This is a genomic window from Paenibacillus oenotherae, assembly GCF_019443105.1.
Taxonomy (GTDB): Bacteria; Bacillota; Bacilli; order Paenibacillales; family Paenibacillaceae; genus Paenibacillus_Z; species Paenibacillus_Z oenotherae.
On sequence record NZ_JAHZIJ010000005.1, the window covers coordinates 119,061 to 142,175 of the forward strand.

Annotated in this window: 20 protein-coding genes; 1 reads left to right on the top strand and 19 read right to left on the bottom strand. The window is 50.9% G+C overall.

Going from position 1 to position 23,115, the window contains the following annotated elements; genetic code table 11:
• Positions 1 to 30: 30 nt before the first annotated feature.
• Positions 31 to 1,179, bottom strand: coding sequence for a stage II sporulation protein D (gene spoIID, locus K0T92_RS09745; protein WP_219872270.1), 1,149 nt, complete (start codon positions 1,177 to 1,179; stop codon positions 31 to 33).
• Positions 1,180 to 1,694: 515 nt separating this feature from the next.
• Between spoIID and K0T92_RS09750 the strand changes: the two genes are divergently transcribed.
• Positions 1,695 to 2,849, top strand: a complete 1,155-nt coding sequence (locus tag K0T92_RS09750; RefSeq protein WP_219872271.1) for a transposase — start codon at positions 1,695 to 1,697, stop codon at positions 2,847 to 2,849.
• Positions 2,850 to 3,094: 245 nt separating this feature from the next.
• Here K0T92_RS09750 and murA read toward each other — a convergent pair whose 3' ends face one another.
• The 18 genes from murA to rfbD all read right to left on the bottom strand — a co-directional run bounded on the left by murA (position 3,095) and on the right by rfbD (position 23,101).
• Complete coding sequence (gene murA / locus K0T92_RS09755; RefSeq protein WP_219872272.1) at positions 3,095 to 4,564, bottom strand: UDP-N-acetylglucosamine 1-carboxyvinyltransferase; 1,470 nt, start codon at positions 4,562 to 4,564, stop codon at positions 3,095 to 3,097.
• 216 nt (positions 4,565 to 4,780) lie between these two features.
• On the bottom strand, positions 4,781 to 5,032 hold the full coding sequence (locus K0T92_RS09760) for a DUF1146 domain-containing protein (RefSeq protein WP_219872273.1): 252 nt from the start codon (positions 5,030 to 5,032) through the stop codon (positions 4,781 to 4,783).
• A gap of 25 nt (positions 5,033 to 5,057) precedes the next feature.
• The gene (locus K0T92_RS09765; RefSeq protein ID WP_219872274.1) at positions 5,058 to 7,946 is read right to left on the bottom strand and encodes a S8 family serine peptidase; all 2,889 of its coding nucleotides are present in this window, start codon (positions 7,944 to 7,946) and stop codon (positions 5,058 to 5,060) included.
• Between the two features lie 436 nt (positions 7,947 to 8,382).
• Complete coding sequence (locus K0T92_RS09770) at positions 8,383 to 9,948, bottom strand: NADH-quinone oxidoreductase subunit N (RefSeq protein ID WP_219872275.1); 1,566 nt, start codon at positions 9,946 to 9,948, stop codon at positions 8,383 to 8,385.
• Between the two features lies 1 nt (position 9,949).
• Positions 9,950 to 11,563 (bottom strand): complex I subunit 4 family protein, encoded by a 1,614-nt coding sequence (locus K0T92_RS09775; protein WP_219872276.1) that lies wholly within the window; start codon positions 11,561 to 11,563, stop codon positions 9,950 to 9,952.
• Entirely contained in the window at positions 11,560 to 13,434 is a 1,875-nt protein-coding gene (nuoL, locus tag K0T92_RS09780; RefSeq protein ID WP_219872277.1) for an NADH-quinone oxidoreductase subunit L, read from the bottom strand. Before nuoL ends, K0T92_RS09775 begins: the two co-directional genes overlap by 4 nt.
• Before the next feature lie 6 nt (positions 13,435 to 13,440).
• Entirely contained in the window at positions 13,441 to 13,743 is a 303-nt protein-coding gene (gene nuoK / locus K0T92_RS09785) for an NADH-quinone oxidoreductase subunit NuoK (RefSeq protein ID WP_219872278.1), read from the bottom strand.
• A complete protein-coding gene (locus K0T92_RS09790) occupies positions 13,744 to 14,265 on the bottom strand; it encodes an NADH-quinone oxidoreductase subunit J (protein ID WP_219872279.1) in 522 nt (173 codons plus the stop codon). It lies immediately after the preceding gene.
• Between the two features lie 2 nt (positions 14,266 to 14,267).
• Positions 14,268 to 14,723, bottom strand: coding sequence for an NADH-quinone oxidoreductase subunit NuoI (gene nuoI, locus K0T92_RS09795; RefSeq protein WP_219872280.1), 456 nt, complete (start codon positions 14,721 to 14,723; stop codon positions 14,268 to 14,270).
• Between the two features lie 14 nt (positions 14,724 to 14,737).
• Positions 14,738 to 15,751, bottom strand: a complete 1,014-nt coding sequence (gene nuoH, locus K0T92_RS09800) for an NADH-quinone oxidoreductase subunit NuoH (RefSeq protein WP_219872281.1) — start codon at positions 15,749 to 15,751, stop codon at positions 14,738 to 14,740.
• Positions 15,751 to 16,851: an NADH-quinone oxidoreductase subunit D gene (locus tag K0T92_RS09805; RefSeq protein WP_219872282.1), complete on the bottom strand. Its 1,101-nt coding sequence runs from the start codon at positions 16,849 to 16,851 to the stop codon at positions 15,751 to 15,753. Before K0T92_RS09805 ends, nuoH begins: the two co-directional genes overlap by 1 nt.
• A gap of 6 nt (positions 16,852 to 16,857) precedes the next feature.
• Positions 16,858 to 17,646, bottom strand: coding sequence for an NADH-quinone oxidoreductase subunit C (locus K0T92_RS09810; protein WP_219872283.1), 789 nt, complete (start codon positions 17,644 to 17,646; stop codon positions 16,858 to 16,860).
• The gene (locus K0T92_RS09815) at positions 17,643 to 18,161 is read right to left on the bottom strand and encodes a NuoB/complex I 20 kDa subunit family protein (RefSeq protein WP_219872284.1); all 519 of its coding nucleotides are present in this window, start codon (positions 18,159 to 18,161) and stop codon (positions 17,643 to 17,645) included. Before K0T92_RS09815 ends, K0T92_RS09810 begins: the two co-directional genes overlap by 4 nt.
• Positions 18,146 to 18,517: an NADH-quinone oxidoreductase subunit A gene (locus tag K0T92_RS09820; protein ID WP_219872285.1), complete on the bottom strand. Its 372-nt coding sequence runs from the start codon at positions 18,515 to 18,517 to the stop codon at positions 18,146 to 18,148. Before K0T92_RS09820 ends, K0T92_RS09815 begins: the two co-directional genes overlap by 16 nt.
• A 327-nt stretch (positions 18,518 to 18,844) precedes the next feature.
• On the bottom strand, positions 18,845 to 19,816 hold the full coding sequence (locus K0T92_RS09825; RefSeq protein ID WP_246628039.1) for a glycosyltransferase family 2 protein: 972 nt from the start codon (positions 19,814 to 19,816) through the stop codon (positions 18,845 to 18,847).
• Positions 19,806 to 21,212 carry an undecaprenyl-phosphate glucose phosphotransferase gene (locus K0T92_RS09830; RefSeq protein ID WP_219872287.1) on the bottom strand — a complete coding sequence of 469 codons (1,407 nt, stop codon included), beginning with the start codon at positions 21,210 to 21,212 and terminating at the stop codon, positions 19,806 to 19,808. The genes K0T92_RS09825 and K0T92_RS09830 overlap by 11 nt, the downstream gene beginning before the upstream one ends.
• A gap of 97 nt (positions 21,213 to 21,309) precedes the next feature.
• The gene (locus tag K0T92_RS09835; protein WP_219872288.1) at positions 21,310 to 22,254 is read right to left on the bottom strand and encodes a glycosyltransferase family 2 protein; all 945 of its coding nucleotides are present in this window, start codon (positions 22,252 to 22,254) and stop codon (positions 21,310 to 21,312) included.
• A 10-nt stretch (positions 22,255 to 22,264) separates the two neighbouring features.
• Positions 22,265 to 23,101: a dTDP-4-dehydrorhamnose reductase gene (gene rfbD, locus K0T92_RS09840; protein WP_219872421.1), complete on the bottom strand. Its 837-nt coding sequence runs from the start codon at positions 23,099 to 23,101 to the stop codon at positions 22,265 to 22,267.
• Positions 23,102 to 23,115: the final 14 nt, after the last annotated feature.

Genomic DNA, 23,115 nt, shown 5'->3' on the forward strand with positions numbered 1-23,115 from the left:
TATACGTGAGGGATAACATTTTTAAAGATTTTAAGATGTGCCCGGTATTGGTAGTTTAGAAGCTTGCTCCACTTGGGTGCCAGTATAGTAGTGCTTAATAATTTGCTCCGCCTTGCTCCCGGCTTGCGCCATCCCGTTTGCCCCCCATTGACTCATCCCAACACCGTGCCCGAAACCGTAGGTGGTAATCGAGATGACATCACTGTCGATTGTCCATCTGAATTGCGAGGATGCGAGAGCCAGCTTTTCTCTCACTTCGCGCCCGCTATAGATTTTCTTGCCTATCGCAAGCTGCTTGATTCGCCTGCCCTCCGTCGTTTTTAGAATGCGCATGCTTTGAATCTCGCTTCTTTTCACACCCAGCTTGCTGGCAAACTCAGAGAGCTTCATTGTTACCGTCTCCTTATAGCGGGGGGAAATATCCTTATCCCAAGGGCTTGCCACACTGCGCAAATAAGGGAGATCCAAACTCCAGTAATCAACAGCATTTTCCGTGTAGCCGTTGCTCGTAGAGAAGAAGGCCGCCTGTATCGGCTCCCCGTTATAAGTAACGATCTGCCCTTTCGTCTCTTCAACCGCCCGATTGAGCTTCTCCAAATTTACTCGTTTACGTTCATCCTTCCATCGGTTAAGCAGCCTGTCTAACGAAAGATAGACCTGATGCTTGACCGTATCAGTGACATCCGCAGTCATGGCAGCTGCGGGCAAATCACCGGAAGTACCCGCGTACAGCCTGCGATAAATATACGTTCTGGCAGCAATTGCTTGCGCCTTAAGTGCCTCCAGCTCGAATTCGATTGGCATTTCTGCTGCAATTACTCCTCTGACATAGAGCTCTATCGGAAGTCGCTCCATACGCTTGTCCGCCGTCAAATAGACTTGTATGCGCAGCCGATCATAATCGTGCAATACAGCATCTTGTGCGCTCTCTACAAAAGAAGTTTGAGTCATTGGGGAAGCAGTTGCCGGCTTCTGCTGTTGCTGTTGTTCCTGCCGCTGAGGTTCGACTCCTTTAGCCGCTGCATTCAGATCCAGGCCGGGAGCCGCTTGCTGCGATGGGAATCCTTTAATAAGAGCAGCAATGATGAGCCCGCCTGCAAAAAGAGCCCACCACCGCCCAGAACCTAATTTCCATCTATAATGCTTGTCAGAACCCCATCGCACCCGTACTTTTTTCATCTAATTCCCCTTTCTCTGATGTCTTTCATTCTCTAGAGTCTATGAGCGAGAATACTAGGATAGTACTCATCCAAATGGAGGGTGGAAGCGCCCGGATACTCGGTGGTGTAGCGGTTCCCGACCCCTATGGGCACTATCCCGATGGCTCAGATTCAGCTTGTGCTAGCCTATTTTTCTTTTTCTCTATTTACATCGCAGCCAATTTAATATCAAAAAATAATTCAATTGAAATATTGGAAAATTTATATTGATATAGGAACGTTAGTTCGATATAATGAAACAAGAACGTTTGTTCCTGTCAATCCTACTATTGCATTCGAATTTTAATAATCATTCATAGCACCATCAACCATCTTGCTTATCCGCATATTTCAACTTGATCCGCGTATGAAGCTATTATTAGGCTTTGCTATACAAGGGGACTCTGCCGCAACATTGATGCAATGTTCGACTTGGAAATTTAATTTTCACTTGGATATGAGGTAACCGTGGATAAAGTGAGGGTGGTAAATACAATGCACAGAACAATCATGCGATCAGGACTGCATACTTTCTACCCGTCTGCCCTTAACCGAATAGCCCTTGATAAACATGAGAAAGAGCTTCACTCCGGGTATGTATATGAGAGGCGGTCAGGTCTAGAGCCATTGAGTGTAGAACAAGCAGATTCACAACAATCGGATTCAGAGGAACCGGGTTTGGATCAGCCAAATTCAGAGCACAGAGGCTCAAATCAGTTGGGTATGCATCTGTTCGATCTGCATCAGCTGAGTTTTGAGGATTTTTGTCGCCGATTTCACGCCGAAGAGGCTTGTTTTGATATTTTATATGCGGCCAAGTGGCCTGATGGATATTCGTGTCCACGCTGCCAAAGCAATCAAGCCTCTCTAATTCGTACCCGTCGGCTGCCGCTCTATCAGTGTCTCAATTGCCATTACCAAGCATCTCTTACTACAGGAACTATAATGGAGGGAAGTCGAACTCCATTGAACAAATGGTTCAGGGCAGTATTTCTGTTTGCATGTCCTAATACGCCTATAAACGCTGTAAAGCTCGCCGCTGCTATTGAAGTCACTTACAAAACTGCCTGGCTTATTCTCCACAAGCTTCGCTTCGCCATGAGCCAATCGAATGCGAGTGAACTCCTTGGCGGAATCGTGCGGGTCAATGCAGCGGTTTACGGCAGACCCTACAATCCGACCATTCATCGTCACAAAGGGGAACATCCTCTCTTGGTCGGCGCTTCAATTAATCGACAGGGAGAGCCTCTCCACATCAAAATTAAGCAGGTACAAGCGGAGCATCTCTCTTGCAACAGCAGCAGCGTACTCCGTTCAGGAACAGAGTATTTTATTAAACGAAATGTAACTGTAGATGCAGATATAACTGTTGAGACCAAGCGATACAACCTTCGTGGATTTCAGCCATTGCTCAGGCGCTGCAAGGAGGCCAGCAACTGGATTAATACCATATATCATGGAATTGGCCCTAAACATCTGCAAGCTTATTTAGATGAGTTTTGTTTTAAATTGAATCATTCACTTCAACAGGAATCGGCTTTCCACAAGCTGTTCCAGTTATTTGCAACCACGGAGACCATCACCTATGCTGCACTTACCCGCAGCAACAGCGACGGCCAGTATAGCTTGCGGAACCGGCAAGCCGCTTAACCTCCCTCGCCTACTCCTTCAGATGGAGAGAGGTTGTTCGGGAATCATTTGATCTGATCATTAGCTGACTTCGCAGAATCGGAAAAACAGCAATCTTTGCAATACATCTGAGCCAAGCATCTGAGCCAAGGGGATAGTGGACATAAGGAGCTTATAGGGATAGTGAGGACCTACGGCGGAATGCAGGCAAGAAAAAACACCCCCTTCGTACAAGCGCGAAGAAAAGGTGTTATGGTTCTGAAGCTTTAGGCCCAAGTTGGTTGAGCTTTGATGCGGGGAATATCCTTATCTCTTTTGAAATCGTACTCTGCGGTTTCCTTAAGCTTATCAGCAGCTGACTCCACTGCCACTGCTGCAATTATTACATCAGCCTCTACTGGAGCTGGCTCAATGGACTCCACCACAGCTATATAATTTGAATCATATGCTTCTGTTTGCGGAAGAACTGTCGAGTCCGTACTGTCAATACGCATAATATCCGCACCAAGTGACGCAAGCTTGCCTGTTATATCGACATAACCACGATCAACATGGTGGATACCGGAGATCTCCGTTTCACCATCGGCGAATAATGCTGCACAGACGAGCGCTGCACCTGCACGCAGATCTGTTGCGCAAACTTTCGCGCCCGATAACGGGAATCCGCCGCTGATGATCGCTGTACGGCCCTCAACTTTGATCTGGCCGCTCATACGCTGGAATTCTTCTACATGCATGTAACGGTTCTCAAATACGGTCTCCGTTACAATACTGGTACCTTCCGATACCATGAGCAACGCCATCATCTGGGATTGCATATCTGTCGGAAAACCTGGGTATGGCAAGGTTTTAACATCAACTGCCTTGAGCTTGCGGGACGCGTTTACTTGAATGCCATTATCGGTCTCAGTAATTGCTACACCCATTTCCTGCATCTTGGAGATAACAGGCGCCAAGTGATCCGCAATCGCTCCTTCAATATGAACGTCACCGCCAGTAATTGCAGCAGCTATCATATAAGTACCCGCTTCTACGCGGTCAGGAATTACTGTATGTGCCACACCATTTAATTGCTCGACGCCTTCGATCCGGATGAGCCCAGTACCCGCCCCGCGGACTACTGCACCCATGGCGTTCAAATAGTTGGCTAGATCCACAATCTCTGGTTCTTTAGCCGCATTCTCAATGGTTGTGGTTCCTTGCGCCAGCGAGGCAGCCATCATAATATTCTCAGTTGCGCCAACACTGGCGACATCGAGGTATATTTTAGCGCCTTTGAGGCGACCCTCAGTACGAGCTTCAATGTAGCCCTGGCCAAGTATAATCTCGGCTCCCATTGCTTCAAAGCCCTTTAAATGCTGGTCAATCGGACGGGTCCCGATAGCGCAGCCGCCTGGAAGTGAAATTCTTGCACGTCCAAGTCTTGCCAGCAACGGTCCCATAACGAGAAACGAGGCCCGCATCTTACGAACTAGTTCATAAGGAGCTTCAAATGATGTAAGCTGCTGCGCGGAGATGCGCATCGTCTCTTTCTCGTATGTTAACTTTCCGCCTAATGCAGAAAGCACTTGTTGAATCGTAATTACGTCGTCAAGAAAGGGCACGTCTGAAATGACGCTTTCTCCTTCTTTTGCTAGTAATGTGGCCGCAAGAATGGGTAACACAGCGTTCTTAGCGCCGCTTACACGTACATTCCCGGAAAGTCGCTGGCCACCGCGGACGATTATTTTGCTCATCTTAAGGTTTCCCTCCGCGCGCAGTAGATTGATATTCCTGATTTCTTAAAATTATGAGACTAGGGTGTAGTACCCAACCTTCATCTTAACATTCATTTACACGAATCGACAAGCGTTATTTTATTCCTGTCGGATTGAGGCATTATATATCATTCGCAACCGGTTTTGAATTTGAGACCGTCATGTATTACCCATTGTTGACATGTTTCAGCATTGTTATTCGACAAGTCCTCGGAGTAGTCCAGACCACTTCCAATAGTCGATCAAAAAGCCGGCAAACAGATGCCCAATCACAACTGCAAGCATAATTTGCAGGATGCGGGCCTGCACGCTTCGCGGCCTCCGCAGCAACGGCTCAAGCTTTACTTCCTGCAGCACAATCCATGCAGCCACGATTGCAAAAAGCTCGACAATGATGGATAGCAAAGCTTGCTGCCCGGCTGTTTGGGCCATTTCGTTCAAATCCATTTCAATCCTCCATATGATAACAACGTTATGATTTATTTATTGCCCTTATGAGCATGGATGCAAACTCCGCTCTGCTGGCATTCTGCTCCGGCTTGAACAGAGCGTTCGGATAGCCCCCGATCAGCTGCTCCTGCTTCATTGCGCTCAGCGATCCTGCCGACCATCTGGTTGGCTCGACATCTGTGAATGGACTCTGAGCCGGCTTCACCGTTCGAAGCTTCAGCGCTCTAGCCAGCATAACTGACATTTCCTCACGGGTGATGGATTGATCTGGGCCAAACTTCCCATTCGGATAACCAGCTGCCCAGCCAGCCTCTACTGCTCTTGATATCGCCCCGCTCGCCCAGTGCTTGGCGGCAACATCATTGAATACGATCGCGCTGTCTTTCCGTGGTTTAAAAGCACGGACTAGCATCGATACCGCTTCTGCTCTTGTAATGCGCCGGTTCGGGTCAAAGCGGTAATCACCGTTTCCCCCTACAATCCCTTTCTTGTTCAACTGCACAATAACGGATTCCGCCCAATGGTTAGCAATATCCCTGAATTCTGCAACCATCTCATCTGCATTTATACGAACCGTGTAATAATGCTTATCGAATGGAGCGGCAGCTGTCATTTTTATATAATATACACCTGGTTCCAGCAGCTCTTCCCTCACCATTACGGTTCGATTTCGCTCTGATTGAAGGGAGTATAAGGATTGCTGGCGCTTATCGAGCAACTGGGCCTTGAGCCGGTTGTCTGCCGGAATGCCGCTTACCGTTAAACGCACGATGCTTCGCTTTGCCAATCGCAACTGATACCAGTCTATATCGCTCTTAGAACCAAATACACCTACATAATCTGCACCCGGATTAATGACTGTGGCCTCGTATGATTTGTCGTTGGGCTCATTGGGATCTGTATATCGGGTTTGGAACTCCATCTGAAGCTTATATTGTGCGGCAATCGGACTGGCCTGCGCTGATATGGCATTATGAATACGAATATAATAAGTGCCCGGTGTTATCGTTATAGCTTCTAATGTTTCGCTCTCGCCTTCAGAATTATCGTCCATTTCATGCATTGCTTCTTCTTTCTCCTGAATCGCAAGAGCAAGATCCACACGAGCCGAATCTGTAGATGCGGAGAGCTTCAATGTCCCGCCTGTTGTGAAATTAATGGCAAACCAATCCCGATCGCCGGTTTGATGGAAGTTGCCGGTTATCGTCTGACTGCGTGGCAAGAGCGTTGTTGCCTGATATTGTTTATCGTTATTCTCGTATGAATCGGGACTGATGTCGAACGTCGAGGTTAGCAGATAGGGCACATGGATTGTCGCCTCACGTTTGAAGATCTTCAGCTCAAAATAATTGCGCCCCTTCTTCACATCCCACTCCACTGTCTGGTTGCCCAGCTTCGTTTCCTTGGAGCTCTGCGCCCTGTTGCCCGCATAATGCGTCATCTGCACCGTAGGTAGCGCATCTCCCGGACCGATGATGCCTTGGAATTGAATGGATATGGAACCGTCATAAGGCGCATCGATGATGTACCAGTCCCTGTCTTTGCCGCCGCTGAGCTCTGCGGAAATTTTCGTGCCTAATGGGAAGCGTCTGGCATAGTCGCGACTGTCATTGGGTTCGTAGGCATCTGTCTTGAGATCAATGCGAACCGCTTTATTAATTTGAAGCAAACCATAACCTGTCGTATTATCGAGTCCGCCTGAACCGATATCCTTGGCGCTTTGCCTTAATGCCGCCCGTATCTGATATGGTTTGTATTCTGGATGCACGGCCCAGACGAGCGCTGCTGCCGCTGCTGCTTGAGGTGCAGCCATAGATGTGCCTTCCTCGTGCTTGTAGCCGCCGCCAACTGCCGTCGTATACACATTCCAGGGCGCTGCGATATCGATCTCTGAGCCCGAATTGGATTTGGGCTCCGGCTTGTTGCTAGCCGTCGCTCCTGATACTGCGAGCACGGTCGGGTACGCAGCCGGATATTTCACTTCCGTCTTAGCTCCTAATGCAAGCCCATCATTCCCGCTTGCTGCAACCAGCAGCACTCCCTTGCTCTCCGCATACAGCGCAATATCCTTCAGGAACGGCGAGTATCGGTACAAACCAACGGAGAGCACAATGATTCGCGCTCCATTCTTGACCCCGTACAATATTGCTTCGCCCAAACGCTCTTCATCGCCAAAGCCTTCACTGTCCAGTGCTTTGATGGGCATGATCTTGGCGCGCCACAGGATGCCGGCAATCCCTTTCTCGTTGTTGCCCTCGGCTGCCAGCACGCCGGCCACGCTTGTTCCATGCCCATTGTCGTCCTCCGGGGGTTTGCCCGGCGACACGAGGTTTTTGCCTTCAACCAGATTGTCCTTCAAATCCGGATGATCCAGATCAACACCGGTATCGACTAGGGCAATTGTAAAATCTGTCTGGTCATGGACAATCGACCATGCTTCCTTGGCCCCGATCTGATCCAGATGCTTCTGCTTAGGCAGCTCAGGATCGTTGGCCCCTGCTGCCGACAGCAGCTCCACCTGGCTGTTGGGGTGCACGTACTCCACGCCCGGCGTTTCTTCCAGCCGCCGGAGCCATTCTTCGGTGTCCGCCCCAGGATTGTCGGGGCGGACGATGTCCACCGCCGCCGGAGTTTCCAGGCGGCGGACCAGCTCTGTCCCGTGCAGCGGCTTCGCCTGCGCGGGGTCGCGCCATTTGAGGAGCCAGCTGTGCGGCTCCTCACGGGCGCCGCCAGCGGCGGCGGGGTCGGCTGGCGTTGCCAGGCCGGTCCCGCCCTCCGCTGCTGACGGCGCAGCCGCGGGAGCGGCCCCTGCGGCTGCGGCAGCTGCCGCAGGGGCGCTCCAAAGCAGCAGCGCTGCGAGCAAGCACCGCAGCGCGATCTCCGCTAGCCGCGGAGAGCGCCCCCGTGTCATACCGGGGCGCCCCTGCCGACCGCTCCACTTTGACTTGCTTATGCTATTGAAGTGATCGCTCCAGTTCCTTTGTCCCATCATATTCTGCCTTTAACCTGCAAATTAGTATTATGAAACTCCACACAGATACATACCGACATTTGTGGTATCCTCACATGCTTGCCGTTTATACACATAGAGCCTAGTATACAACTCATTACAGCTCACAGCAATGTCCAGTTTATCCTATGTCAATGGGCCTAGCCATGCAGCATTGACATCCAATATTCTTCAGAATTAGCGCTGTTTCGATACTTCTTGTACTGGATTGATTCCGAAGCTGTACTTGTTGACGGAGCCGGTTTTCGCCATAGAAAAAGCACTCCCCTCAAATAGAAACGGTTATAACCACAAATAGGTTTCACCGATAATCTATTCCAGAGAGTGCTTAAATAAATCACAAATATAAAAATAACATATCCGCAGCAATTGAGAAGTATTTGTAAACAAAATCCATGACGGCACCCGGCATAACCCCTAGCGCAACGACTGCAGCAGCACTGAGCCAGATCACAATACCTGTGGTCCCAGGTACGGCTATTTCCTGATCATCGCCTGTCGAACGCATGAACATTTGGCGAATAATGCCGAAGTAGAAGTAGTAAGATATCACGCTGGTCACTACCATGATCGGCACAATCCAATAATTCTGTGCTTGTGCGGCGCCAAGCAGGATGAACAGCTTGCCGAAGAACCCGCCTGTTATCGGCAGTCCCGCCAGGGAGAGAACAAACACAATGGTCGCAACTGCTGTCCAAGGCGCACGGTAGTACAACCCGCCAAATCCCTTCAGCTCTTCATGGCCCGCCGCCTTGCTAATAACGGACAACACAGCAAAAGCGCCAATGTTCATAAACAGATAGACGACCAAGTAGAAGATAAACTCTCCCACGTATGTATGCAAGCCGCTTAATCCTAGGCCGACCGGAACTAGCAAGTACCCGGCATTCGCGACACCCGACAGCGCAAGAAGACGCTTCATGTTGTGCTGTCTCAGCGCAGCGGTGGTGCCTGCAATCATTGCCGCAGCTGCCATAATTAGCACTGCAAGGTTCACATCGTCAGCAATCGGCTTCGTGTAAGAGCCCAGCAATCCGACATTCTGTACAATGCGGAAGAGCACTGCGAGTGCCGCCGCCTTCGAGATAACGCCCAAAAATGCACTGATTGGCGTTGGCGCTCCTTGATACACATCAGCTGCCCATAAGTGGAACGGAGCCGCTGCGATTTTGATACCGAAGCCCGCCAGTACGAAGAAGAAGCCTACATACATCAATGGTGTCAAATCTCCGGCCTGTGCAGCTTTCATCCCGATTTGTCCAAGGTTGGTCGAACCGCTCGCGCCGTAGAAATATGAAATCCCGAACAACAGCAGGGCCGATGAGATGCCGCCTGTGACGACATATTTGAACGCCGCCTCCGCAGATTGAACGATATATTTGCGCATGCCGACCAAAATATACGTTGTAATGCTCAGCAGCTCAAGGCCCACATACAGAGTAATCAAGTCTGATGAGGATACCATGACCATTGCGCCGACAACGGCGGGAAGAAGCAAATAGTAGAACTCGCCTTTATTCGGTATTTCTTTGCTTCTTACGGTGCCGATGCTTATTAATACGATAAGCACAGCCGCCGCCAAGAAGATGATCTTCATCAAGCTGGAGAAGCCGTCGATCCGATAGCTGTCTCCAAATAACCGGATCGTATTGCCAAGCTGCGCATTGACACCCTCGGGAAGTGGAGCTCCCTTCATATCGATCAGCCGCCAAATGACAAAGCCTAGTGATGTCAACAATCCGCCCAGGGTCAGCCAGCCGATAACGGTTCTGTTCATTCGGCGCGGCATAGCTAAATCAAGGATAACGAGCGCGATCGCCACCACAATCAATATCCATTCAGGGGCCAGATAGGCGGCATCGCTCCATGTAAACGGCTGAAGCTGTTGCTGTACGACCTGCATTCTATCCCCCCACTTTCCCGCTGAGCTGCTGCAGCAAGGTATCAAAGCCATGCTTCATTGGTTCTGTCAGCACTGCCGGGAATATACCGATCAGCACGATAAACGCCACAAGCGCAATCATCGGCACCGCTTCGATCAACCTGGCATCACGCAGCGCGACATATTTCTCCTGCATAGGTCCAAACGTGATGGCAAGTACACTTCGCAGTACATATACCGCTGTCAGAATAACGCCCAGCACTGCAACTGCGGTCAGAATCCGCATGGATTCGAACAGGCCCAGCAAGGATAGGAATTCGCCGATAAATCCGGATAACCCGGGCAATCCGAGCGATGCCATACCCGCTGTAAGCAGAACGCCGCTCATGAATGGCATGCTTCTCGCAAGACCGCCAAGCTCGCCAAGTTCCGTCGTACCGGTACGCTCGTACAGACTCCCCACGATCAGGAACAGCAGGGCGGATATTAGACCGTGCGATACGAGCTGAATCATCGCCCCCTGCAAACCAATCTCGTTGAGCGAAGCGATGCCGAGCAAGACGATACCCATATGGCTAATGGACGAGTATGCCAGTACAAGCTTGAATTCCTTCTGTACGAACGCCAGTACCGCGCCATACAAAATATTGATGACACCCAGCACAGCCAGCACCGTGGCCCACTCATGAGCCTGCTCCGGAAAGAGAATGATGCCAAAGCGCAGCAGACCGTAAGCCCCCATTTTCAGAAGAATGCCGGAGTGAATCATGACGATAGAGGGCGGCGCCTCGGTATGCACCCGGAGCATCCAGGTATGAAACGGGAAGATCGGAAGTTTGATGCCGAAAGCAATTAGCAGCAGAATAAAAATCGTCCAGTGCATCGATTCTGACATGAACAGATTGCCATAATTCCCATTCCAGGCGCTCGCAGCATTGACTGCTGCCTGCGGATCCATCAAATTAGCCTTAATTACATCATAGCTGCCGCTGAAGAACTGCACGGACTCGCTCTCAATGCTGAAGCCGGCAGTCGAGATCAGCAGCACGAAAGCAATGAGCATAATGGCCGATCCGATGCCGTTGTAAATAAGAAATCTGTTCGCCGCTTTCTCTCTCCCCATATAACCCCATATGCCGATCAGGAAGAACATCGGTATAAGCGTCATCTCGAAGAAGACGAAGAATAGAATGACATCCCGCGCCATAAAGACGCCCATCATGCCGATTTCAAGCAGCAGAAACCAGATATAAAATGACTTCCATCTTTTCTTGATGTGCACAGAGGCAAGCGCAGCCATAAGAGCGACAATCGTCGTCAGCAGCAAAAGCGGCAGCGACAACCCGTCAATCCCCATATGATATTGCAGCTTGAACGATAAAGAGTTGCTGGCACCGTCTGATAATCGGTCGAAATGTGTATCGACCCATGTGACCTGCTCTTCGTAAGGCTTTCCGTCCTTTGCACTGTCATAATCGGCATACAGCCATAATGAGAGCAGCAGCGGAAGGATCGCTGTTCCAATCGCAGTTACTCGCAGCCAGCGGCTGCTTCCTCTCGGAAGCAAAGCAAGAATGATAATACCAATTAGAGGGGAGAAGGTAATGAGTGACAATATCGGCAGCTCGGATATCATGACCAGAACCTCCTTCCAACGACCGCAATGATGAGGATGACAAGTCCCAGTACGGTAATCAGGCCGTAGGTTTGCACTTGTCCGTTCTGCAGACGAATGCCGCCGCGTCCCAGAAGCACGGCTGTTCCGCCGATAATGGCAATGATGCCATCGATAATGTATTGATCGATTGCATTCAGCAGACTGCCAAGTCCGCGCAGCGGTTTGACGATAACTGCCGCATAGATTTCATCGATATAATATTTGCGCTCCAGCAAACCAACAAGCCATGGAGCACGTGAGGATACCGCATCCCGGGCAATCGTCCCTTTGACAAATACGAGCCAGCCCAAGTAGATGCCGAGCGCTCCGACAGCCGTCGAGACCACCATGACCAGACCGCTGCCGGAATGGTCAGCTCCTGCGGCACCCGTCAACCACTCGCCTAACGTATTGTTCCATGGCGTTTCGACAAATCCGGCTCCGATCGCGAACACCGCCAATATGATGAGCGGAATGGTCATCGTCAGCGAGGATTCATGAATACGCCCCTCTCCCTTAGGTCTCCCTGTGAACACAAGGAAGAACAATCTGGCCATGTAGAACGAGGTGAAGAATGCTGCGATTATGCCGACGACGAACAAGACCGGATTCTCATGCAGCGCTGTCGTAAGAATCGCATCCTTGGACCAGAAGCCTGAGAATGGCGGTATGCCGGACAGCGCCAAGGCGCCAATGCCGAATGTCCAGGCGGTAATGCGCATCTTCGATCCCAGGCCGCCCATTTCGTTAATGTTCTGCGTATGTACAGCATGAATGATGCTGCCTGCGCCAAGGAACAGCAGCGCCTTGAAGAAGGCATGCGTGAACAGATGGAATATGCCGCCCGTCAAAGAACCGAGTCCAAGCGCCATCATCATATAACCGAGCTGGCTTACCGTGGAGTAAGCCAGAATGCGTTTGATATCATTCTGGGCAATACCGATTGTCGCTGCGAATAGCGCCGTGAAGCCGCCAACATAGGCCACTGTCTCCATCGCCGCAGGAGAAGCTTGAAAGATATCAAATGTCCGTGCGACAAGATAAACGCCAGCGGCAACCATTGTAGCAGCATGAATGAGCGCGCTTATCGGCGTTGGCCCTTCCATAGCATCCGGCAGCCATACATGCAGCGGGAATTGACCCGACTTGCCTACCGCGCCGACAAAAATCAATATAGCGATCAGCGTTGTTACTCCTGCAGCCACTGTACCGGATTGACCCTCGAATACATTCTCGATCCGCACGAAATCGAGCGCGTGATCGGGCATGTACCAGAACAGCAGAAGAATCGCAATCAGCAGTCCGGCATCACCGATCCTTGTAACGATGAACGCTTTCTTCGCCGCAGCTCTCGCAGCCGGCTTGGTAAACCAGAAGCCGACAAGCAGGAAGGAGCATACCCCTACAAGCTCCCAGAAAATATAGAGGGTGAGCATATTATCGGCCAGTACAAGCCCAAGCATGGAGAACGTAAAGAGTGCAATATAGCTGTAGAAGGTGCTTATCCGCTCATCGCCCTTCATGTAGCCAGCAGAATAAACATTGACCAGAAAGCTGACAGCCGTCACGACAACGAGCATAAGCGCCGACAAATTGGTCACTTCATACCCGATGTTTAATTGGAAGCTGCCCAGATCAATCCATTTGAAGCCGTCCTGATAATATTTGCTCCCATCGCTCATATGCTCCATTAAGACGAGGATGGAGAGAACGAGCGAAGCAAGAGACCCAACCGTTCCGATTGTAACGCCAAGCCCCTGCCCGCTCCGGCCGGACGCAAGCAGCAGCAGAAAAGCAACAAAGGGGAAAAGAGGGATAAGCCATGCAATCTCCGAGAACATCGTATTCACTTCGGCTTACCTCCTCATCTCGTCGTAATCGTCGACATTAACTGTACCGCGAGCGCGGAACAACGCAATGAGTATTGCGATGCCTACAGCAGCTTCAGCCGCTGCAATAGCAATTGTAAACAGTGTGAACATCTGACCCGTAAGCGACGCCCCGACACCATATTTGGAGAACGCTACAAGGTTCAAATTCACTGCATTGAGCATCAGCTCGATACAGAGCAGCACGATAACTGCATTCTTCTTAACAAGCGCACCATACAAGCCGATACAGAACAAAATCGCGGCCACCATTAGATAGGAAGACAGCATCTACTCATTCGCCTCCTTCTTCGCCAGCACGATTGCCCCGATAAACGCGACAGTGAGCAGCACCGATACAAGCTCGAACGGCACGACATAACCAGTGAACAGCAGCTTGCCGATCTCCATCGCATTGTCCTCTGCGCCATGCAGCGGCTGCTCCTGTGCCGGAAACTCCGTCTGGCGAATGGCATAGAACAAAATTCCGAATAATGCGATCGCCCCGATCCCGGCCGCTATCTTATGCAGCCTGCTCTTCGATTCAGCTTCACGATCCCCATGCTTCGTCATCATAATACCGAAGATCATAAGGATGGAGATCGCTCCTGCATAGATGAGCACTTGCACGAAGGCGAGAAATTCGGCTTGCAGCAGCACGAACATGCCAGCTATTCCAATGAATACGGCAGCCAGGGAAACGACCATATGAACAACCTTGGTGAAGTTGATCATGAACACAGCGCCACTAATAATAACAGCGGAGAACACAATGAAAGCAACGTATTCACCGGTCCAATCCATGTTAAACATCGTTATTTGGCTCCCCCCTTAGCAGCGGCAGGAGCGCCGATATTGTTATTGTCCTGGCGCACATTGCGGTTATTGTTGTCCAGCCACTCGCGGTCCTTGAACAATTCGTCGCGGCTGTAGGAGGCAAGCTCAAAGTTATTCGTCATCACAATCGCTTCCGTCGGACACACTTCCGTGCATAAATCACACAAAATGCAAATCTCAAAGTTAATATCGTACGTGTCGATAACTTTGCCTTTCTTCTCCGGATCCGGATTCGCCTTTCCTGTCAGCGTAATACATTCCGTAGGGCATACACGCGCGCATTGATTGCAGACAATGCATTTGTCAGGCTCGAAATGCTGAATGCCCCGGAACCGGTCGGGCATCACGAACGGCACATCGGGATAGGATGTAGTGACCTTCTTCGCGGTCATCGATTTGAACGTGACGCCAAGCCCTTTCAACAGTCCTTTCATTCCTGATCCCCCCGTTATCCTTTAATGAACAGCTCCAGGTACAGAGCCGTAATGAATACATTCAATATAGCAAGCGGCAGAAGCACCTTCCATCCGAAGCCCATCAGCTGATCCACCCGAATACGCGGCATCGTCGCCCGCAGCCAGAACAGGAAGAATACAATGCAGGAGAACTTGAGCAGGAACCAGATAATGCCCGGTACAAAATCAAGGAAGGGCGCTGGCGCATGCCAGCCGCCAAGGAACAATACTGTCGTCAGTGCCGCGATCGCATAGACGTACACATATTCCGTCAGCATGAAGAATGCGAAGCGGAATCCGCTGTATTCAACGTGATAACCGGCCACCAGCTCCGATTCCGCCTCCGGCAGGTCGAATGGCGTCCTGTTAAGCTCCGATACGGCAGCAATAATAAATACGACAAAGCCAATAATTTGCGGAAGGAAGTTCCACTCCCAGAACCAGTTGCCTTGCTGCTCGCCGATGATGCGGAGGTTCAGACTTCCCGTCATCATTACGACTCCGACAACAGATATGACAAGAGGAACTTCATAGCTGATCATCTGGGCTGCGGAACGCATGCCGCCAAGCAGCGCATACTTGTTATTGGATGACCATCCGCCTATTACAATCGCAATGGTGGAGATGCCGGACAGCGCAACATAATAGAGCAGCCCGACATTAATGTCAGCAAAATATAAATCCTGCGTATAGGGAATAACCGCCAGCACCGCGAAAGCAGGCACATAGGCCAGCGCAGGCGCAAGGATGAACAGCATCCGATCGGCCTTTCGCGGTATCGTATCTTCTTTAATCAGAAGCTTCAAAATATCGGCAACCGTCTGCAGCAATCCTAGTGGCCCTACCCGATTGGGGCCAATTCTAAGCTGCATCCAGCCGATAACCTTCCGCTCGAAATAGATCGCATATGTAACGAAGCCAAGCACGATGGCCAGGAGAATAACGCCCCATAGAAAGAAAATGAGCGCATTGCCCCAAGTCAATGTCTCGTCCAGCCAAGTACCCATCAGGCGTCTACCTCCCCGACGACAATATCAATGCCGCCCAGAATTGTAATGAGGTTCGTCATCGTCTCCCCGACGAGCAGCTTGGGCAGAATTTGCAAGTTAACAAAGGATGGACGGCGGAATTTCAACCGGTACGGCTCCGCTTTCCCTTTCGAGATAATATGACATCCAATCTCTCCGCGCGGCGACTCGATACGGACATACACTTCTCCAGCAGGCGGCCGGATGACGCGGGGCACCTTGCCCATCACCTCTCCGGAGGAAGGAATCTGCTCCAGCGCTTGCTTCAGAATTCGCAGCGACTGGCGCGTCTCTTCCAGGCGGATCAGATAGCGGTCATAGCAATCGCCCGTCTTGCCAAGCGGAACATCGAATTCAAAGCGGTTGTACAAGCTGTATGGCTCCGCCCGCCGCAAATCCCAATCAACACCTGTACAGCGCAGGTTCGCGCCTGACAGGCCATAGTCTATAGCCGTTTGTGCGTCATATTGGCCAATTCCCTTTATTCGGGCAAGGAAGATTTCATTGCCGCTGACGAGGTTGTTATATTCGTCCAGCTTCTTCTCCATGTAGGGAACGAAATCTCTTACCTTGTCGAGCCAGCCCTCTGGAGCATCCCACTTCACACCACCGACACGCATATAGTTATAGGTCAGACGCGCACCGCACAGCTCGTTGAAGAAGTCGATAATCATCTCCCTGTCGCGGAATGCATAGAGAAACGGGCTCATCGCGCCAATATCAAGCAGGTAAGTACCCCACCAGACAAGATGGCTGGCAACACGCTGCAGCTCCATAACAATGAGACGCATGAATTCGGCGCGCTCAGGAATTTCAAGCCCCATCATCGTCTCCACCGCATGGCAGAGCACATAATTGTTCGTCATTGCCGAGACGTAATCCATCCGGTCTGTATAAGGAATAATTTGTGTGAAATTCAAATCCTCAGCGAGCTTCTCGGTGCCCCTATGCAAATAGCCCATTACCGGTATCGCTTCCGTTATGACCTCGCCGTCAAGCTTGACGATAATACGGAACACGCCATGTGTGCTGGGATGCTGCGGACCGACGTTAAGCAGCAGTTCTTCTGTACGAATCACAGCTTGTTACACCTCCGGATCGAGCGGTTCATAGTCTTTGCGCAGCGGATGACCGACCCAATCATCAGGCATCATAATACGGCGCATGTCGGGATGGCCGGGGAAATTAATGCCGAGCAGATCATAGATCTCCCGCTCATTCCAATTGGCCGTCGCCCAGATCGGCGTAGCCGATGCAACGGATGGCGCTTCCCGATCCGTCTTGATCTTAATCGCATAATCCTGTTTGCTCTCAAGGGAGACGAGGTGATAGACCGCCTCCATATGTGTCTCGCAATCAACACCCGTCACGTTGCGCAAATAGTTGCACCCGAGCGCTGCATGGTTTTTCATCAATGCTGCGACCTCGCTCCAGCGATCTCCTTTGACAACAATGACAGGCATATGTCCGTTCAATTCATTAATATAAGCTTCCTCTACAGCATCCTCCGCGACCTCTGTTCGAATAAGCCCGACAGCAGCATCCAGAATCGGCTGCTTCGGCGATGGCGCCTTAGGCTCCTCCGGCACTGCCTCGCTCTCGGCTTTGGCCTTGGCCGCTGCCCGCGCCTCGCGCGCCTCCGCAGCAGCCTTCAGCTTCGCCTCACGCTCAGGATCAACAACTGGCGCAGCACTGGCCTCTGCAGAAGATGGCGCTGCCGGAGCGGCAGGCTCTGCATTGGCAGAAGCTTGCTCCTGTCCGCTCTGCTCCTTGCCTTCGACTGTGCCGGCTGTTTCCTTCGGAGCTTCGCCCGCTGTTCCGACGGTATCGCCGGATGAGGGCATCCCTGCGGTCTTGTCCCTCTCCTCGCTCATCGGCTCGTCACCCGCTTCCCGGTCTTCGCCTCATAGCGAATCTTCTCCTGAAGCTTGTTGATGCCGTAAATAAGCGCCGCCGGATTCGGCGGACAGCCTGGTATGTATACATCGACCGGCACGATCTGATCGACGCCCTTCATAACCGCATATGACTTCACATAGGGGCCGCCGGCAGTAGCGCAGGAACCCATCGCAATCACCCATTTCGGTTCCGGCATTTGGTCGTAAAGTCTTCTTAACAGCGGTCCCATCTTCTTCGTCACCGTTCCGGCAACAATCATGACATCCGACTGACGCGGCGACGTACGGAATATAACGCCAAAGCGGTCAAGGTCGTAATGAGATGCGCCAGTACCCATCATTTCGATGGCACAGCAGGCCAATCCGAATGTTAGTGGCCATAGTGAGTTGCTGCGGGCCCAGGCTTTAAGCTGGTCCAGCGTCCCCATAAATACGTTGCGTTCCAGTTCGCGTCGCTCTTCAGGTGTGATCTTCTCTAAATTGAATTCCATGTGAGCACCTTCTTCTTCCAAGCATAGATAAGCCCAATAAGCAGGAGGCTGACGAAGATCGCCATCTCGACAAGCACAAAAAGGCCGAGCTGATTATATGCCACGGCCCAAGGGTATAGGAAAACGGTCTCGATATCAAATATGACAAACATCAGCGCAAACAAGTAATAACGCACATTAAAGCGAACCTGGCCTTCCCCTACAGGCTCGTTGCCACTCTCATAGGTGGTCTTCTTCTCTTCGTTCGGCTTATTCGGCCGAAGCATACGTCCGACTGTCAAAGCTACTACCGGAAGCAGGATGCCGAGCACAATGAAGATCGCAACAATGACATAATTGTTAATGTACTTCTCCACACAATCGCCTCCATGCGTCGTTATAGGGGCGGGAATTGGAGCCTTCGCGCCTTGGTGAAATTTCCCTCACAATTATAACAAAAGCTGTCACTTGCGTCTATGATGTAATTGTATGCGCTTCCTTGGCGAAAAACAAAGAAACCTGACGATTTCTCGTCAGGTTCTGGCTGAACTGCCTATGTGCTGCTGCTTAATCATTTATTCCTTTTTTGCAACTTCCATAAGCCCGATAATTTTGAGCGGATCCAGCTCATCTTCCGTAAATCCAAGCCCTCCTGATCACCATCCAGAGCAGAGCATCGCGCTCCTGAAGAGCTTTGGTACTATCTATCCTTGCTTCTCGGCTATACCGCCTGTTGCCATACTCATCTTGCCCCATATTCTAGGGTGCATGCTGAATTTGACACAGAGCGTGTTCGGCAGCTGCCGATGACGCTTGCCCAACTGGTAGCCCAGAAATTTGGCTGCCGATTCGGCAACAAGTCTGGGCATCCACTTCCATTGACGCTGGCGATGCAGCGATTGCAGCTGGTTGCGGATCATGCTCATGCCTTCCTTGCCTACTGCCGAGTATTGAAATACCCATTCGTTATTCCGCATGGATACTCCATTATCAAAGAAACGCCGGAACTGCGCCATAAGCGAGTAATTATGCGAATGAATAACCTGCGCCTTGGCCGCGTAAACGACGCTGTAGCCTTGAAGTATACATTTGGCCGCGAAGAACAGATCCTCATTGAATATAACCGGCTCCGGGAATCGTCCCGCTTCAACGAATGTCTCCTTGCGGACAGCAGCACATACATTGGAGCAAAAGAATGTCTTGATTCCCAGCTGTGGAAGATGGGACTTGTCCTTGCTCGCCGATGCTTCCGGATAGTTGTACTCCCGCATCATCCGCTCCAGAATGGTTGCATCCGCTCTTGCCAGCTGCCTCCCGTAAGAGCATGCCACCCTCTCATCCTGAAGCGGACGGGTCAGCTCGCAGAGCATGGATGAATCAGCCGGAATCGCATCCTGAGTCATAAACACAAGAATGTCTCCTCTGGCAAGACCAGCCGCATAATTCCGTGTTCCCCCGTGATCGAATTCGCTCTGCAGCACAGTGAAGACACGGGCGCCGTATTGTTGCGCAAGCTCCGCTGTACCATCGGTAGACGATGAATCAACAACAATGATTTCGCAGGGCTGCAGCGTCTGCTGCTGCAATCGGTCGAGCAGCACTTGCAATGCCGGACCAGCATTGTAAGTCGGAATAATAACAGACACGTTGGGCGACACTAGATTATTAGTAAGCATTCTTGTTTACAAAACCATTCGTTATGGTCTTCACGATAATTCGGATATCGAATAAGAACGTCCAGTTCTCGATGTAGAAAATATCATGATCGATCCGATCCTCAATCGAGGTATCGCCGCGAAGTCCGTTCGTCTGCGCCCATCCGGTAATTCCTGGACGAATATGGTGCTTGATCATATATTTCGGTATCTCTTCTTTGAACTGTTCTACGAAATAAGGACGTTCAGGCCTTGGTCCCACTACACTCATATGACCTACCAGCACATTAAAAAACTGCGGCAGCTCATCGATACTCGTCTTGCGCAGGAAGGAGCCAAACCACGTCCGGCGCGGATCATTCTCAACGGTCCATTGTGTATCGGCAGTACTCGGATCCGACACATGCATAGACCTGAATTTGTACATATAGAAATTACGGCGGTCAAGTCCCATACGCTCCTGCTTGAAGAGAACCGGACCTGGCGAAGTCAGCTTGATTCCAATCCAGACGGCCAGCATGACCGGCGAAGTCAGAATGATTGCGATCAGCGAAAAGCCAATATCGAATACCCGCTTGAGAAGCCTGTTGCTCAGCTCATCCAGCGGAATATCCCTGACGTTGATCATAGGAAGCCCCGCAAAGTTATCAAAGAATGGCCGAGCCGGCAGAAGGTCGAAGAAATCGGGAATGATTAATGTTTTGACCCCGGTACGCTCGCACTTATCAATGATTCGGGCATATTTCTTATGCGCTTTAAGCGGCAGTGCAATAATCACTTCATCAATCATGAATTTGTCCAGCGTGTCATCCAGATCGTCAATCGTACCGACAATAGGCTTCATATGGCTGTGCTCTTGATCATGCGCCGTCTGGAAATCATCCAGAAAGCCGATAACCTCATAACCAAGCTCGGGGTGCTGCATCAGGTTGTTGTAGAAGCTGCGGCCGACCGACCCCGCTCCAAGAATCAGCACATAGCGCTTATTGAAGCCCTTCCGTCTAAGACGAGACAGAACGCTCTTCACAATATAACGGTAAGCAATCATGCCAGTAATATTCGCAACGATGAAGATCGCCAGAAACTCGCGGGATATATGAACTTCCTTCGAAATAAACAGGATGCTCAGCAAGCCGAGAAAGCTAAGGCCGTGCACCTGTATGATCTTCAGCACATCATAGGATGGACTCTTCCGCCGTCTCGGCGCGTAGAACCGCACATAGAAGCCGATTAATATTGCTGCAAACGAATATATTGTTCCCCATAGGAGATAGTTTTTGAGAGGAAGTGTGTTGTAGTGTGACATCAATCCGCTGCCAAACTTCAACCAGTACGAGAACAAGAACATCAAGAGTGTGCACAGCAGATCCGAGAGCACATATATTTGAGTCAGAAATCGTTGATTTTGTCGGATCACTTCGGTATTCACTCCTTGTCCTCTAGTTTTATTGTCGAATCTATCATTATTGTATCAAAAAAAGAAGAGGGAACCAACCCTCAGTATTGTTAACTTCTTACTTTATTCGGGCAATTTGCCCGTTCAATTTCTTCCGCTGTCTTAACAGACGAGGAAAGGCACGAATAAGTTCCACCCAGCACTTCAATAATCCGGGTTCAAAAATAGTGACGTATCCGAGTTGAAGCAATTCCAGCCCCAGCAATCGCGGCAATGTCGCCAACAACTTCCAGCCGCCTGGCTCATTTTTGATTATCATGAACAATCGGTTGCGGTAAGACAGCTTTCTAAGGAACAGCGGAATCCTCTTTCGCCCTTTGCGTCCGGTATATTTCCAGCCGCGCTCGTGAGTGGCTCTGGCTTCCGCCGCGTAATAGGCCTGCCAGCCAAGCTGACGGGCCCGCCATGCAACATCTACATCTTCTTTGTAGGCAAAGAAGGCTTCGTCATAGAACTGCCCGTCCATCTTGATGTCCTCAATCATTCTCCGCGCATATACAGAAGCTGCGCCAGAGACGCCGAACACATCACCGGACCGGCTCCACCCCGATGCTGCCTCACCCGCTCCCCGATCCCATGCCTTGCGAGAATTCCCCATCTCGATACCGGTGCTGTCAATTATGCCGGGATCAGAAGCGAGAACGAGCTGTCCTGTAGCACTCCCTATACGGGGATGCCGTTCCATGTGATCGATAATGATCGTCAAGTAATCGGGATGAAGCTCTACATCGGGATTCAGGACGAGGACGTAATCCGAATCGGTCTGGCCTATCGCTTGATTCTGGCCCCCTGCGAAGCCATTATTCTCACGGTTGGCTATTAGCTGTACGGGACTATCAAAGCGGCGAACAACCTCACACGTACGGTCAGAGGATGCATTGTCGATCACAATAACCCGCTCGATGGGATGCGACTGTCTGAGAACAGCTTGCAGGCACCGCTCTATATCCGATTCACTGTTATAGGTTACGATGCATACACTCGCAGTCGCGGTTCTAGTCATAGTCTAGTAATCATCCTTTTAAATAATGGTTGAGTGCGTCCCGCCAATGTCTAAGGTCGGCGAGCCCATTCGTGCGAATCGCCGAGTGATCCATAACCGAATAGGCCGGCCTTGGGGCAGGGCGCGGAAATTCATCCGTCGTACAAGGCTCCAGTTGCATCCGCGTTAGCCCGCTATCTTCGAAGATCGCCTGTGCGAATTCATACCAGGAGCATACTCCGCTATTGGAAGCATGGTAAATGCCATAGTAATCCGTTCCAGCAAGCTCCAGCAGGAAGAGTGCCAGATCAAGCGTATAAGTAGGCGAGCCGACCTGATCATGAACGACTTTCAAATGATCGCGTTCACCAGCCAGCTTCAGCATCGTCTGCACAAAGTTATTGCCGTATTTGCCGTACACCCATGAGGTTCTTACGATGAAATAACGGTCATGCAGACTGGTTACCGCTTGCTCGCCAGCAAGCTTGGACTTGCCGTATACCGTCCTTGGATTGGTGCGGTCAATCTCGTTATACGGGGTGCTGCCCATCCCGTCAAACACATAATCCGTGCTTATATAACACAGCTTGGCTCCGATCTCCCTTGCTGCAACCGCCACATTGCGCGTGCCCACAGCATTAACGCGAAAAGCCTCGTCCGGTTCGGACTCGGCCTTATCAACAGCTGTATACGCAGCGCAATGGATGACAATCTGCGGCTTATAGCCCGCGAATACTTCACGGCATTGTGCCAGATTGGTAATGTCCAGCGTATCGCGGCCGAAGCCGCGAATCTCAATGCCGTCAAGAGACAGATTCACAAGCTCGCGGCCCAGCTGCCCATTAGCTCCTGTTACAAGAATCCGCATATGGTTATTGTTCA